This is a genomic window from Marinobacter sp. E2 (genome assembly GCF_055755345.1).
The window spans coordinates 639,454-652,981 of record NZ_CM146911.1 but is presented as its reverse complement, the minus strand read 5'-3'; the positions used below and the strand labels follow the sequence as shown (position 1 = coordinate 652,981).

The 13,528-nt window shown below is 57.6% G+C and carries 20 protein-coding genes; 1 reads left to right on the top strand and 19 read right to left on the bottom strand.

Features of this window, described 5'->3' with window-relative positions; all coding sequences use genetic code 11:
* Positions 1 to 42: 42 nt before the first annotated feature.
* Positions 43 to 1,413, bottom strand: coding sequence for an MFS transporter (locus tag AC0J1C_RS02960; RefSeq protein ID WP_473045537.1), 1,371 nt, complete (start codon positions 1,411 to 1,413; stop codon positions 43 to 45).
* 186 nt (positions 1,414 to 1,599) lie between these two features.
* Here AC0J1C_RS02960 and uvrA point away from each other — a divergent pair, with 186 nt between their 5' ends.
* Positions 1,600 to 4,422: an excinuclease ABC subunit UvrA gene (gene uvrA / locus AC0J1C_RS02955; RefSeq protein ID WP_473045536.1), complete on the top strand. Its 2,823-nt coding sequence runs from the start codon at positions 1,600 to 1,602 to the stop codon at positions 4,420 to 4,422.
* A 222-nt stretch (positions 4,423 to 4,644) separates the two neighbouring features.
* Here uvrA and rplQ read toward each other — a convergent pair whose 3' ends face one another.
* The 18 genes from rplQ to rpsQ all read right to left on the bottom strand — a co-directional run bounded on the left by rplQ (position 4,645) and on the right by rpsQ (position 13,528).
* Positions 4,645 to 5,043 carry a 50S ribosomal protein L17 gene (gene rplQ, locus AC0J1C_RS02950; RefSeq protein ID WP_091992202.1) on the bottom strand — a complete coding sequence of 133 codons (399 nt, stop codon included), beginning with the start codon at positions 5,041 to 5,043 and terminating at the stop codon, positions 4,645 to 4,647.
* Positions 5,044 to 5,076: 33 nt separating this feature from the next.
* Positions 5,077 to 6,081: a DNA-directed RNA polymerase subunit alpha gene (locus tag AC0J1C_RS02945; RefSeq protein WP_008174911.1), complete on the bottom strand. Its 1,005-nt coding sequence runs from the start codon at positions 6,079 to 6,081 to the stop codon at positions 5,077 to 5,079.
* A gap of 35 nt (positions 6,082 to 6,116) precedes the next feature.
* Positions 6,117 to 6,737: a 30S ribosomal protein S4 gene (gene rpsD / locus AC0J1C_RS02940; protein ID WP_091992201.1), complete on the bottom strand. Its 621-nt coding sequence runs from the start codon at positions 6,735 to 6,737 to the stop codon at positions 6,117 to 6,119.
* An 18-nt stretch (positions 6,738 to 6,755) separates the two neighbouring features.
* A complete protein-coding gene (gene rpsK, locus AC0J1C_RS02935) occupies positions 6,756 to 7,145 on the bottom strand; it encodes a 30S ribosomal protein S11 (RefSeq protein WP_007153992.1) in 390 nt (129 codons plus the stop codon).
* Between the two features lie 13 nt (positions 7,146 to 7,158).
* Positions 7,159 to 7,515, bottom strand: a complete 357-nt coding sequence (gene rpsM, locus AC0J1C_RS02930) for a 30S ribosomal protein S13 (RefSeq protein ID WP_091992200.1) — start codon at positions 7,513 to 7,515, stop codon at positions 7,159 to 7,161.
* A gap of 140 nt (positions 7,516 to 7,655) precedes the next feature.
* Entirely contained in the window at positions 7,656 to 7,769 is a 114-nt protein-coding gene (gene rpmJ / locus AC0J1C_RS02925) for a 50S ribosomal protein L36 (RefSeq protein ID WP_008174902.1), read from the bottom strand.
* Between the two features lie 31 nt (positions 7,770 to 7,800).
* Positions 7,801 to 9,123, bottom strand: coding sequence for a preprotein translocase subunit SecY (gene secY, locus AC0J1C_RS02920; protein WP_008174899.1), 1,323 nt, complete (start codon positions 9,121 to 9,123; stop codon positions 7,801 to 7,803).
* Positions 9,124 to 9,140: 17 nt separating this feature from the next.
* Positions 9,141 to 9,575, bottom strand: coding sequence for a 50S ribosomal protein L15 (gene rplO / locus AC0J1C_RS02915; protein WP_473045535.1), 435 nt, complete (start codon positions 9,573 to 9,575; stop codon positions 9,141 to 9,143).
* Between the two features lies 1 nt (position 9,576).
* Positions 9,577 to 9,765, bottom strand: a complete 189-nt coding sequence (gene rpmD, locus AC0J1C_RS02910; protein WP_008174894.1) for a 50S ribosomal protein L30 — start codon at positions 9,763 to 9,765, stop codon at positions 9,577 to 9,579.
* Positions 9,766 to 9,769: 4 nt separating this feature from the next.
* Positions 9,770 to 10,270, bottom strand: coding sequence for a 30S ribosomal protein S5 (gene rpsE / locus AC0J1C_RS02905; RefSeq protein ID WP_473045534.1), 501 nt, complete (start codon positions 10,268 to 10,270; stop codon positions 9,770 to 9,772).
* Positions 10,271 to 10,282: 12 nt separating this feature from the next.
* Positions 10,283 to 10,630: a 50S ribosomal protein L18 gene (gene rplR, locus AC0J1C_RS02900; RefSeq protein WP_091992197.1), complete on the bottom strand. Its 348-nt coding sequence runs from the start codon at positions 10,628 to 10,630 to the stop codon at positions 10,283 to 10,285.
* A gap of 9 nt (positions 10,631 to 10,639) precedes the next feature.
* Complete coding sequence (gene rplF / locus AC0J1C_RS02895) at positions 10,640 to 11,173, bottom strand: 50S ribosomal protein L6 (protein WP_091992196.1); 534 nt, start codon at positions 11,171 to 11,173, stop codon at positions 10,640 to 10,642.
* A gap of 9 nt (positions 11,174 to 11,182) precedes the next feature.
* The gene (gene rpsH / locus AC0J1C_RS02890) at positions 11,183 to 11,575 is read right to left on the bottom strand and encodes a 30S ribosomal protein S8 (protein ID WP_091992195.1); all 393 of its coding nucleotides are present in this window, start codon (positions 11,573 to 11,575) and stop codon (positions 11,183 to 11,185) included.
* Between the two features lie 88 nt (positions 11,576 to 11,663).
* Positions 11,664 to 11,969 (bottom strand): 30S ribosomal protein S14, encoded by a 306-nt coding sequence (gene rpsN / locus AC0J1C_RS02885; protein WP_091992194.1) that lies wholly within the window; start codon positions 11,967 to 11,969, stop codon positions 11,664 to 11,666.
* 12 nt (positions 11,970 to 11,981) lie between these two features.
* Positions 11,982 to 12,512, bottom strand: coding sequence for a 50S ribosomal protein L5 (gene rplE, locus AC0J1C_RS02880; RefSeq protein WP_407656874.1), 531 nt, complete (start codon positions 12,510 to 12,512; stop codon positions 11,982 to 11,984).
* A 24-nt stretch (positions 12,513 to 12,536) separates the two neighbouring features.
* Complete coding sequence (gene rplX / locus AC0J1C_RS02875; RefSeq protein WP_091992192.1) at positions 12,537 to 12,857, bottom strand: 50S ribosomal protein L24; 321 nt, start codon at positions 12,855 to 12,857, stop codon at positions 12,537 to 12,539.
* A gap of 17 nt (positions 12,858 to 12,874) precedes the next feature.
* Complete coding sequence (gene rplN, locus AC0J1C_RS02870) at positions 12,875 to 13,243, bottom strand: 50S ribosomal protein L14 (protein WP_091992191.1); 369 nt, start codon at positions 13,241 to 13,243, stop codon at positions 12,875 to 12,877.
* Between the two features lie 18 nt (positions 13,244 to 13,261).
* A complete protein-coding gene (gene rpsQ / locus AC0J1C_RS02865; RefSeq protein ID WP_008174879.1) occupies positions 13,262 to 13,528 on the bottom strand; it encodes a 30S ribosomal protein S17 in 267 nt (88 codons plus the stop codon).

The window sequence follows — 13,528 nt, the reverse complement described above, 5'->3', positions numbered from 1 at the left end:
CTGTTTCAGGGACAACCCGCGCTCCTTGCGGGCGTCCGGATTTCATGAATTGCTAGGGTGCCGGACAAATGAAAAGTCCGCAAGTGAAGCTTCGTCGAAATGCTGTCGATCCACTTTCAGGTACGCCGTAGCCGCCTCCTCCACGATCACCACGTCCTGCACACCCGGCAAGCGTCGAAGATCACTGTCGATATCGTCGTACTGCTCGCCGAGAACCTGCTGTAACTGTACCACGAAACTGGTGGTGTAGCCGGGAGAGGGCATGGTGAGCGCGACCAACAGCCACAGGCCCAGGATGCCGGCCATAAACCAGAGCACGCCGGCAATGCCCGCCTCCTGCAACAGGAACCCGCCAACGGCACCGCCGAGGAAGGCCCCCATGAACTGGGAGGTGGAATAAACCCCCATGGCGGTGCCTTTACCTGCGGCCGGCGCCTCCTTGCTGATCAGCGAAGGCAGGCTGGCCTCCAGCAGATTGAAGGCCATGAAAAACAGGAACAGCAGGAACCAGGCTGCGACCAGACTGGCGGGCACGGCGGTAAAACTTGCGGTAGCAATCGTCAGCAGCGCAATGGCAGCGCACAGCACGGGCTTCATCTTGCGCTTTTTCTCACCCAGGATAATGAACGGCACCATCGCGAAGAAGGAGGTGACCATGACGCTCAGGTAGAACCACCAGTGGGCATCGCCAGGCAGACCGAACTGATCCTGCAGCAACGATGGAAACACCAGGAACAGCGCCGTGAGCACCAGATGCAGGGCGAAAATACCAAAATCCAGCCTCAGCAGCCGGCCGTCTGACAGCACCCGACCCAGCATCTGCCGGGCCGGCTGGGTATCGGCGCTGACTTTGTGCTGGTGCGGGGTGGGCACCATGCGGTACACGATGAACAGCGCCACCCCGGCAAGGGCGCTGGTGGCGTAGAAAATGCCAGACAGTCCCCACCAGGCCCCGACCAATGGCCCCAGCACCAGGGAGACGGAAAAGGACAGCCCGATTGTGACACCCACGGTGGCCATGGCCTTGGTGCGCTCTTCTTCACGGGTGAGATCACTGAGCAGGGCCATAAGGACACTGGCGATTGCCCCTGCCCCCTGAAGAATCCGACCCGCAATCACAACGTATATGGAGTCCGTGGCGCCTGCGAGGAAACTCCCTGAAGCAAACAGCACAAGGCCGATGTAGATCATGCGCTTGCGCCCGACCCGATCGGAGAGCATGCCGAATGGAATCTGCAGCAGGGCCTGGCTCAAACCATAGGCCCCGATGGCCAGGCCGAGCAGCGCCGGTGTAGCTCCATCAAGCTCTCCGCCCAGCAGCATGAACACCGGCATGACCATGAACAGCCCGAGCATGCGCATGGCATAGACCGATGCCAGGGCCGCAACGGAGCGTTTTTCCAGGGCATTCATGGCAACTACGTACCTCAGTCGGGGTTGAAAGCGGTCACATCAGGGAGCAGATAGCCTTCGCAGGCGGCGCATTGTAGCAAAAAGCCGTGCCATCAGGGGACCATTCCCGAAGCACAGCTCCGGATCCTTTTCGCGGCGTGGCAGGCAACACGGTATACTTTTCGTTTTTCTTCCGAGCGAGGTGTTATGGACCATATCCAGATCAAAGGGGCACGCACCCACAACCTGAAGAACATCGACCTGGATATGCCGAGGGACAAACTGATTGTGATTACCGGCCTCTCCGGCTCGGGAAAATCGTCCCTCGCCTTCGACACACTGTACGCCGAAGGGCAGCGGCGGTATGTGGAATCTCTATCCACCTACGCCCGCCAGTTCCTGTCCATGATGGAAAAGCCTGACGTTGACCACATCGAAGGCCTTTCCCCGGCCATTTCCATCGAACAGAAATCCACCTCTCATAACCCTCGCTCCACGGTCGGCACCATCACCGAGATCTACGACTACCTGAGGCTGCTGTTTGCCCGCGCCGGCGAACCCCGTTGCCCTGACCACGGTCAGCCGCTCGAGGCCCAGACCGTCAGCCAGATGGTCGATCAGGTGCTGGCGATGCCCGAGGACAGCAAGCTGATGATCCTGGCGCCCGTCATCAGGGACCGCAAGGGCGAGCACCTACAGGTGATCGACACGATGCGCAGCCAGGGCTTCATACGCCTGCGCGTGGACGGCACCGTTTACGATATTGACGATGTGCCGGTCCTGGACAAGAAGCGCAAACACCAGATTGACGTGGTGGTGGACCGGTTCAAGGTGAAACCAGGCCTCGAGCAGCGCCTTGCCGAAAGCTTCGAAACCGCGCTGGAACTGGCCGACGGCATCGCCCTCGTGGCCCCCATGAGTGGCGAGGGCGAGGAACACACCTTTTCCGCCCGCTACGCCTGCACCCAATGCGGCTATTCCCTGAGTGAGCTGGAACCCCGGCTGTTCTCCTTCAACAACCCGGCCGGCGCATGCCCGACCTGCGATGGCCTGGGCGTGCGGCAGTTCTTCGATCCAGAGAAAATCGTCCAGCATCCTGAGGCGACGTTGGCCTCTGGGGCCATCAAGGGCTGGGACCGCCGGGCGGTTTATTATTTCCAGATGCTCGGCAGTGTGGCCGACCACTACGGCATTGATCTGGAGACGCCCTGGATCGATCTGCCTGAAGAGTTCCGGAACGTCCTGCTGTTCGGCTCCGGCAACGAGGAGATTCCGTTCCGGTATGTGAACTCGCGGGGCCATATCATGGAGAAGGCCCATACGTTCGAGGGCATTCTGCCAAACCTTGAACGCCGCTACCGCGAGACCGACTCTCAGAGCATGCGCGAAGAGCTGGCCCGCAACCTGAGCACCCAGCCCTGCAAGGACTGCCAGGGCTCCCGGTTGCGTCGCAGCGCCCGCCATGTGTTCATCGAGAACCACAACATCTCCGATGTCACCCACCTGCCGGTGGGCGATGCCCACGATTACTTCCAGACCCTGGCACTACCCGGTCGCAAGGGCGAGATTGCCGAGAAGATCCTCAAAGAGGTTCGCCAGCGCTTGCAGTTCCTGGTAAATGTGGGCCTTGAATACCTCACTCTGGAGCGCAGTGCCGACACCCTATCCGGTGGCGAGGCCCAGCGTATCAGACTGGCCAGCCAGATCGGCGCCGGGCTGGTGGGCGTGATGTACATCCTGGACGAACCCTCCATTGGCCTGCACCAACGGGACAATGACCGGCTACTGGCCACCCTCACCCATCTTCGGGACCTGGGCAACACGGTGATCGTGGTGGAACACGACGAGGATGCAATCAGGGCTGCAGATCATGTTATCGACATCGGCCCCGGCGCGGGCGTGCATGGTGGTCAGGTAATTGCCCATGGGACTCCCGAGGACATTATCGCGAACGGGGATTCCCTTACCGGCCAATACCTCAGTGGCACACGGGAGATCGCTGTCCCGAAGAAGCGCAACAGAGGCAGCGGCAAAACCCTGACCCTGACCGGCGCCAGCGGCAATAACCTTCAGGACGTGACCCTCAACCTGCCCCTGGGTGTGATGACCTGCGTAACGGGGGTCTCCGGTTCAGGCAAATCGACCCTGATTAACAGCACCCTGTACCCGGTGGCCGCCGCCAAACTGAACAAGGCCACCAGCCTGAACCATGCCCCCTATGGCTCACTCAAGGGCCTCGAGCATCTGGACAAAGTCATCGACATCGACCAGAGCCCCATCGGCCGGACACCCCGCTCAAACCCGGCCACGTACACTGGCCTTTTCACGCCCATCCGCGAACTCTTCGCAGGCACCCAGGAAGCCCGCTCCCGCGGCTACAAACCCGGCCGCTTCTCTTTCAACGTGAAGGGTGGCCGCTGCGAGGCCTGCCAGGGCGACGGCGTGATCAAGGTCGAGATGCACTTCCTGCCGGACATCTACGTGCCCTGCGACGTGTGCAAGGGCAAGCGCTACAACCGGGAAACCCTGGAAGTGCGGTATAAAGGGAAGAACATCAACGAAGTTCTGGAGATGACCGTAGAAGAAGGCCGCGAATTCTTCGATGCCGTGCCCTTCATCGCCCGCAAACTCCAGACCCTGATCGACGTCGGCCTGTCCTACATCCGCCTCGGTCAGAGCGCAGTGACCCTCTCCGGCGGCGAAGCCCAAAGGGTGAAACTGGCCAAGGAACTGTCCAAACGGGACACCGGCAAAACCCTCTACATTCTGGACGAACCCACCACCGGCCTGCACTTCTACGACATCCAGCAACTGCTGAATGTCCTGGAAAGGCTCCGTGACCACGGCAACACCATTGTGGTGATCGAGCACAACCTGGACGTCATAAAAACTGCCGACTGGATTATCGATCTGGGCCCCGAAGGCGGCTCCGGCGGCGGGCAGATCATTGCAGAGGGTGCGCCCGAGGACGTTGCCAAGAACCCCGCTTCCCACACCGGTCGTTATCTCAAGCCCATGTTGAAGAGTTAATTAGCGGGCCATGGAGCTTTCTGTCGGCGCGGGGGCGAGGGTGTATTTTCTGCCGGGAAAAGATGTCTGAGCGAAGCGAGTTGTTTTCCCAAAGAAAATACACCCTCACCCCCGTGCCAGCCACCTGACCTCGAAGCCCACGAATTCCCTGAAAACCAGACACAAAAAAACCGGGAACCTCACGGAACCCGGTTTTTCTGTGGTTGGCCGAAGCCGAGGCAATTACTCCTCGTCTTCGTCCACCTCTTCCGCTTCGATATCCAGTGGGCGACCAACCAGCTCAACGAATGCCATGGGGGCATTGTCGCCGGCACGGAAGCCGCACTTCAGGATACGAAGGTATCCACCCGGACGCTCGCTGTAACGGGGACCCAGCTCGTCAAAGAGCTTGGCAACCGCAGCATCGTCACGCAGGCGTGAGAACGCCAGACGACGATTCGCGACCGAATCATTCTTGGAGAGCGTGATCAAAGGCTCGGCTACCCGACGAAGCTCTTTGGCTTTCGGCAGCGTTGTCTTGATCAGCTCGTGTTCAACCAGTGACGCAGTCATGTTACGGAACATGGCCTTGCGATGCGCACTGGTCCTGCTGAACTTACGACCACTCTTACGATGACGCATTGCTCTGATTCCTTACCTTAAACTAATCGGCGATTAACCGCCCAGAACCCGGTCGTCGCCACGAAGGCTAGCCGGCGGCCAGTTATCAAGACGCATGCCCAGTGACAGACCACGGGACGCCAGAACGTCCTTGATCTCGGTCAGCGACTTTTTACCAAGGTTAGGCGTCTTCAACAGCTCAACTTCTGTGCGCTGGATAAGATCGCCGATGTAGTAAATGTTCTCAGCCTTCAAGCAGTTAGCTGAACGCACTGTCAATTCCAGATCATCAACCGGACGCAGCAGGATCGGATCGATTTCTTCCTCTTCCTCTACGCGCTCCGGCTCTTTCTCATGATCGAAATCAACGAACACCGCCAGTTGCTGCTGGAGGATGGTCGCGGCCCGGCGAATTGCTTCTTCCGGGTCGATGGTGCCATTGGTCTCCAGATCGATAACCAGCTTGTCCAGATCGGTACGCTGCTCAACCCGTGCACTTTCCACGGCGTAGGCCACGCGGCGTACCGGGCTGAACGTCGCGTCCAGCTGCAGGCGTCCGATGGCGCGAGTTTCGTCCTCGTCAAGACCGCGCTGATCTGCCGGCTCATAGCCGCGACCGCGGGCAACACGCAGACGCATGTTCACTTCACCATTTTCGCTCAGGTGACAGATCACATGTTCCGGGTTGGCGATCTCGACGTCGTGATCCAGCTTGATATCACCGGCTGTGACAACGCCCGGGCCTTTCTTGCTGAGCGTGAGCTCGGCATCGTCCCGGCCGTTCATTTTTACGGCAACGCCCTTGAGATTCAGCAGAATCTCGATGACGTCCTCCTGGACACCTTCAATGGCGCTGTACTCGTGCAGGACACCGTCGATCTGCGCTTCAGTCACGGCGCAGCCCGGCATCGAAGACAAGAGAATCCGGCGCAGAGCGCTACCCAGGGTATGGCCAAAGCCCCTTTCCAGAGGCTCAAGCGTCACCTTTGCGCGGGTGGCGCTGGATTCCTTCACGTCAATGGTACGAGGTGTCAATAACTCATGTACTGAACGCTGCATAGACGCCCCTATCTGCTATCGTTGCTAACTGGGCTTTACTTAGAGTAAAGCTCGACGATGAGGTTCTCGTTGATGTCGGCCGGCAGTTCAGTACGCTCAGGCACTGACTTGTAAACGCCGGACATCTTGTTGGCGTCGACCTCTACCCAGCTCACCGGTGCACGGCTTGCAGACAGATCCAGTGCGCCTTTGACGCGCAGCTGATTCTTCGCCTTTTCACGCACGCTCACAACATCACCCGGCTTGACCTGGTAGGACGGGATGTTCACCGTCTTGTCGTTGACCAGGATTGCCTTGTGAGAGACGAGCTGACGAGCCTCTGCACGGGTAGAACCAAAGCCCATGCGATAGACAACGTTATCGAGACGGCCTTCCAGCAGCTGCAGCAGGTTTTCACCAGTTGCACCTTTGCCTCGGGCGGCCTCTTTGTAATAGTTACGGAACTGCTTCTCCAGAACGCCGTAGATCCGACGAACTTTCTGCTTTTCACGAAGCTGTACGCCGTACTCGGACAGACGACCGCGACGCGCGCCGTGCATACCCGGCGGAGTCTCGATGTTGCACTTGGAATCGAGCGCGCGAACACCGCTCTTCAGAAAAAGATCTGTCCCTTCACGACGAGACAGCTTGCACTTCGGGCCTATATAACGAGCCATAATTCACTGTCTCCTGTGTTAGACGCGGCGCTTCTTGGGCGGACGACAGCCGTTGTGGGGAATCGGCGTCACATCTGTGATGTTGGTGATCTTGTAGCCACACGCGTTCAGCGCGCGAACTGCAGATTCACGTCCGGGCCCAGGACCCTTAACCTCTACGTCCAGGTTTTTAAGGCCGTATTCAGCAGCCGCATTACCGGCTCTTTCAGCTGCTACCTGCGCAGCAAAAGGTGTACTCTTGCGTGACCCACGGAAACCGGAACCACCGGAAGTGGCCCAGGACAGGACGTTGCCCTGACGGTCAGAAATGGTCACGATAGTGTTGTTGAAGGACGCGTGAATGTGCGCGACGCCATCAACAACCGTCTTTTTCACCTTTTTACGGGTACGTGTACCTGGCTTTGCCATGTTTGCCTACCTGTTACTTACGAATAGGTTTGCGAGGACCTTTACGGGTGCGGGCGTTGGTCTTGGTGCGCTGGCCACGGACCGGAAGGCCATGACGGTGACGCAGACCACGGTGGCATCCGAGATCCTTCAAACGCTTGATGTTCATCTGTACTTCACGACGCAGATCGCCCTCGACAGACACCTTGCCCACTTCGGTACGAAGTGCTTCAAGCTGCTCATCGCTCAGGTCCTTGACCTTGACGTCCGGCTTTACGCCGGTTGCATCGCAAAGCTTCTGGGCTGTTGTCTTGCCAATACCAAAGATGTAGGTCAGCGAGATAACAGCATGTTTGTGATCGGGTATATTGACACCGGCTATACGTGCCATCCAAATTACTCCGCGTTCAAAGCTTTGCTGTGTGAATTTTCCGCCACAAAAAGGGCGCGAAATAATAGCGCCTGACCCCGCGTGGAGTCAAGCGCCACTATTTCGAAACCCTGCAATGTCAGGAAGGCTTCCTTTCGGAATCAGCCCTGGCGTTGCTTGTGACGAGGCTCCGAGCAAATGACTCGTACTGAGCCATTGCGACGAATTACTTTGCAGTTACGGCAAATTTTCTTTACCGAAGCGCGTACTTTCATTGTCGACTCCAGTTTTCAAGGGGAACGGGGGTTACCCGTTCCGACCATAGCCCTTGAGATTGGACTTCTTCATCAGTGATTCATACTGATGGGACATCAGGTGCGACTGAACCTGCGCCATGAAATCCATCACCACGACTACAACAATCAGCAGAGAGGTACCGCCCAGATAGAACGGCACATTCCCGGCAACCATCAGGAACTGAGGGAACAGGGACACTGCTGCAATGTACATTGCACCGAACAGCGTCAGGCGAGTCAGCACACCGTCAATATACTTGGCGGTCTGATCACCCGGACGGATGCCCGGAATAAACGCTCCAGAGCGCTTGAGGTTATCCGCAACTTCTTTCGGGTTGTACATCAGGGCTGTATAGAAGAAGCAGAAGAAGACCACTGCTGCCGCAAACAGGATAATGTACAACGGCTGGCTGGGCGCCAGAGCCTGAGACACATCACTCAGCCATTCCATGCCTTCGCCCTGACCAAACCACTGACCCAGCGATGCCGGGAACAGCAGGATGGAAGACGCGAAGATGGGCGGAATAACACCGGCCATGTTCACTTTCAGGGGCAGATGACTGGACTGCTGGGCAAATACCCGACGGCCCTGCTGGCGCTTGGCGTAGTTGATGGTCAACCGACGCTGACCACGCTCCATGAACACCACGAAGCCGATGACCGCAACCGCGAGCACACCAATGCCCAGTACGACCAGAAGACTCATCTCACCGTTCCGGGCCTGCTCCAGGGTCTGACCAATAGCGCCAGGCAACCCGGCAACAATCCCGGCGAAGATCAACAGCGAAATGCCGTTACCGACACCCCGCTCGGTGATCTGCTCACCCAGCCACATCATGAACACAGCGCCACTGACAAACGACACAACTGCCACGAAGTGGAAGCTGAAGCTGTCATTGAAAGTAACGCCCTGCGATGCCAGACCGACCGAAATACCAAAGCCCTGAACCAGGGCCAGGATAACCGTACCATACCGCGTATACTGGCTGATCTTGCGACGACCAGCCTCGCCTTCCTTTTTCAGCTGCTCAAGCTGCGGACTGACCGCAGTCATGAGCTGCATGATGATGGAGGCCGAAATGTACGGCATGATACCGAGAGCGAAGATACTCATGCGCTCAAGCGCACCACCGGAAAACATGTTGAACATGCTCAGGATCGTGCCCTGATTCTGCTCAAACAGTGCCGCCAGACGGTCGGGGTTGATACCCGGCACAGGGATGTGGGCACCGATCCGGTACACCAGCAATGCCAGGAAGACAAACCAGAGCCGCGATCGCAGCTCTGCCAGTCCTTTACCCGCGCCCGCAGGCAATGATGCGTTCTTGGCCATTTAGTCCTCGACTCGCCTTAGTCTTCGACTTTACCACCCGCGGCGGAAATCGCCTCGCGCGCGCCTTTGGTGACCCGAAGTCCCTTTACGGTTACTGCGCGGCTCAGTTCGCCGGACAGGATAACCTTGGCCTCGCGAATTTCTTCGCGAATGATGTCGGCCTTCTTCAGGGCTTGCAGATCCACCACATCGCCTTCCACCTTCGCCAGTTCATTCAGGCGAATCTCAGCAACGAAACGCTGCTGACGGGAGGTGAAGCCGAACTTCGGCAGACGACGGGCCAGCGGCTGCTGACCGCCCTCGAAACCAGGGGCTACGGAACCACCGGAGCGGGACTTCAGACCCTTGTGACCACGGCCGCCGGTTTTGCCGAGACCGCTACCGATACCACGGCCGACGCGCTTGGCATCGGGACGTGAACCGGGTTCTGGAGCAAGTTCGTTCAGACGCATCTTAGTTCTCCTCAACCCGAACCAGGTAATTCACCCGGTTGATCATGCCGCGGATAGAAGGAGTGTCTTCCACTTCCACGGTGTGACCGATTTTACGAAGACCCAGGCCCTTGACGCACAGTTTGTGCTTGGGCTGGCAGCCGATCGGGCTGCGGGTCAGAGTTACTTTGATCGTTTTTGCGTTCGCCATGACTTCAACCCAGAATCTCTTCCACGGTCTTACCGCGCTTGGCTGCAATATCTTCAGGCGCCTTGGTCGCCTGGAGACCCTTGATGGTGGAACGTACCACGTTCACCGGGTTGGTGGACCCGTAACACTTGGACAGTACGTTCTGGACACCCGCCACTTCCAGTACGGCACGCATCGCGCCGCCGGCGATGATACCGGTACCTTCGGAAGCCGGCTGCATGTAGACCTTGGAGCCGCCATGCTGAGCCCTCACCGGGTACTGCAGGGTAGTACCGTCAAGCGGAACTTCCACCATGTTTTTGCGTGCAGCTTCCATGGCCTTCTGGATGGCGACCGGCACTTCACGCGCCTTGCCACGACCGAAACCAACGCGACCCTTGCCATCACCCACTACAGTCAGTGCGGTGAAGGCGAAAATACGGCCACCTTTAACAACCTTGGCGACACGATTGACCTGAACCAGCTTCTCCTGGAGCTCAGGCGCCTTCTGTTCGTTAACGCTCATCTTCTCCACCTCTTAGAATTGCAAGCCAGCTTCACGGGCTGCGTCGGCCAGAGCCTGGACACGGCCGTGATAACGGTAACCGGAGCGGTCAAAAGCAACCTGCTCAACACCTGCCGCCTTGGCACGCTCAGCAATCAGCTGACCGACTTTCTTGGCAGCGTCCACGTTACCGGTTGCACCCTGGCGCAGTTCCTTATCCAACGTGGAGGCAGAAGCCAGCACTTTGCTGCCATCTGCAGTGGTGACCTGGGCGTACATATGACGCGGCGTGCGGTGCACGCACAGACGATTGGTACCCAGCTCACGGATCTTCATGCGCACTTTGCGTGCGCGACGCAATCTTTCGTTATTCGCGCTCATAGTCCCGCCTTATTTCTTCTTGGCTTCTTTGCGTCTGACCTGCTCATCCGCATAACGAACACCCTTGCCCTTGTAAGGCTCGGGCGGACGGAACGCGCGGACTTCCGCAGCGACCTGGCCAACCTGTTGCTTGTCGATTCCGCGAATCACCACTTCCGTGTTGGAAGGAGTTTCAGCGGTAATCCCCTCGGGCAGCTCATACTCGACCGGGTGTGAAAAACCCAGCGTCAGATTGAGCTTCTTACCTTGCGCCTGGGCACGGTAACCTACGCCCGTCAGCTGGAGCTTACGTTCCCAGCCTGTGGAAACACCGGTCACCATGTTGTTGACCAGTGCGCGTGTAGTACCAGCAAGAGCGCGGGACTTTTGAGCACCATCGCGGGCCGCAAAGCGAAGAACATTCTCTTCCTGCTTTACTTCAACCGCCTGGTGAATGGTGAACTGAAGCGCTCCCTTGGAACCCTTCACACTAATTTCCTGTCCGTTCAGCTTAACCTCAACACCGGAAGGCAGCACGACAGGATTATTGGCAACCCTGGACATGTGTATCTCCTAGAATACGGTGCAGATGACTTCGCCACCCACGCCAGCAGCACGTGCGGCGCGGTCTGTCATAACGCCCTTGGACGTTGAGACAATCGCGACTCCCAGACCACCGGATACTTTCGGCAGTTCCCCAGCGCCTTTGTACTGGCGCAGACTCGGACGGCTGACCCGCTTGATCTCTTCAATAACCGGCTTGCCACCGAAGTATTTCAGAGTAATCGTCAGCTCGGGCTTCGCGTCGGCTGAAACGGAAAAATCGTCTACGTAACCTTCGTCCTTGAGGACCTGGGCTACGGACACCTTCATTTTTGAAGACGGCATCGTTACGTCTGCTTTAGATGCCATCTGGGCATTACGGATACGGGTAAACATATCCGCAAGCGTGTCTTGCATACTCATTGGTATGAGGCTCCTGATCTTTTTAGTTGTGCAGCGGCTTGCCGCACCGCTTACCAACAGGCACCTGACCGGAGTCAGGCGGCCTATCTTACCAGCTTGCCTTGGTCAGGCCCGGAACGTCACCGCGCATGCCGTATTCACGGAGCTTGATCCGTGACAGCTCGAACTTGCGCAGAACGCCGTGGGGACGACCAGTCACCTGGCAACGATTCCGAAGACGCGAAGGAGAAGCATCGCGAGGAAGCTGCTGCAGCTTCATCTGTGCGTTCCAACGGTCGTCGTCGCTGGTATTCGGGTTCTTGATAATTGCCTTGAGCTCGGCGCGCTTCGCTGCATATTTCGCAACGGTTTTCTCGCGCTTGAGCTCGCGGTTCTTCATGGAAACCTTAGCCATTACACTCGTTCCTTATTTCTTGAACGGAAAGCCAAAGGCTTTCAACAGTTCACGACCTTCGTCGTCGGTACCGGCAGTGGTGGTAATGGTGATGTCCAGACCACGGATCTTGTCGACCTTGTCGTACTCGATCTCAGGGAAAATGATCTGCTCACGCACGCCCATGCTGTAGTTACCGCGACCGTCGAACGATTTGGGGTTCAGACCGCGGAAGTCACGAATGCGGGGAACCGCAATGTGCACCAGACGATCAAAGAAGTCCCACATACGCTCGCCGCGCAGGGTAACCTTGCAGCCGATCGGCCAGCCTTCACGGATCTTGAAACCCGCGACGGACTTACGTGCCTTGGTAACAACGGCTTTCTGGCCCGCCAGGCGCTCGAGATCCGCCACAGCGTTTTCAATCAGCTTCTTGTCACCAACCGCTTCGCCGACACCCATGTTCAGGGTGATCTTTTCGATACGCGGCACCTGCATAACGTTCTTGTAGCCGAACTCTTTCTGCAGGGCGGGTACCACTTCCTGACTGTACTGCTCTTTCATGTTAAGCATCGTAACCACCACCGCTTACTGGTTATCGACAGCTTCGTTCGTGGACTTGAAGATCCGCACTTTCGCGCCGTCTTCCTTGATCTGGAAGCCTACGCGATCGGCTTTGCCGGTCTGCGGATTAAAAATAGCCACGTTGGAAGCCTGGATAGGTGCTTCTTTTTCGACGATGCCACCTGGGGTGCCCAGCATCGGGTTCGGCTTGGTGTGCTTCTTGATCATGTTGATCCCGGAAACAACCACTCGGCCATCGTCCTGAACTTTCAGGACTTTACCACGTTTGCCTTTGTCTTTCCCCGTGGTGACGATTACTTCGTCATCTCGTTTGATCTTTTTCATAACCGGCCTCTGGTCCTTTAAAGTACTTCGGGTGCCAGTGAGATAATTTTCATGAACTTTTCATTACGCAGTTCACGGGTAACCGGTCCGAAGATACGGGTACCGATAGGAGCGTCCTGATTGTTCAGAAGTACTGCCGCGTTTCCGTCGAAACGGATCAGCGAACCGTCGGGACGGCGCACACCCTTAGCGGTGCGAACCACGACAGCTTTCAGGACCTGGCCTTTCTTCACCTTACCGCGCGGGATGGCTTCCTTGACGGTCACCTTGATGATATCCCCAACGCTGGCGTAACGCCGGTGTGAACCGCCCAGGACCTTGATGCACATCACCTGGCGTGCACCGCTGTTATCCGCGACTTCAAGCATTGTTTGAGTCTGAATCATGGTTGTTCTCCGGGCGAATTACACCTTGGATGCACGTTCGGTGACTTCCACCAGGGCCCAGCTCTTGGTCTTGGAGACCGGACGGGTTTCCTGAATGGTCACAGTGTCACCGATGTTGCACTGATTGCTCTCATCGTGAGCATGGATCTTGGTGGAGCGCTTCATGTACTTGCCGTACAGGGGGTGTTTCACCTGACGCTCGACCAGCACCACGATGGATTTCTCCATCTTGTTGCTCACGACCTTGCCGCTCAGAGTTCTGGCAGTTTGGGTAGCTTCGGTCAT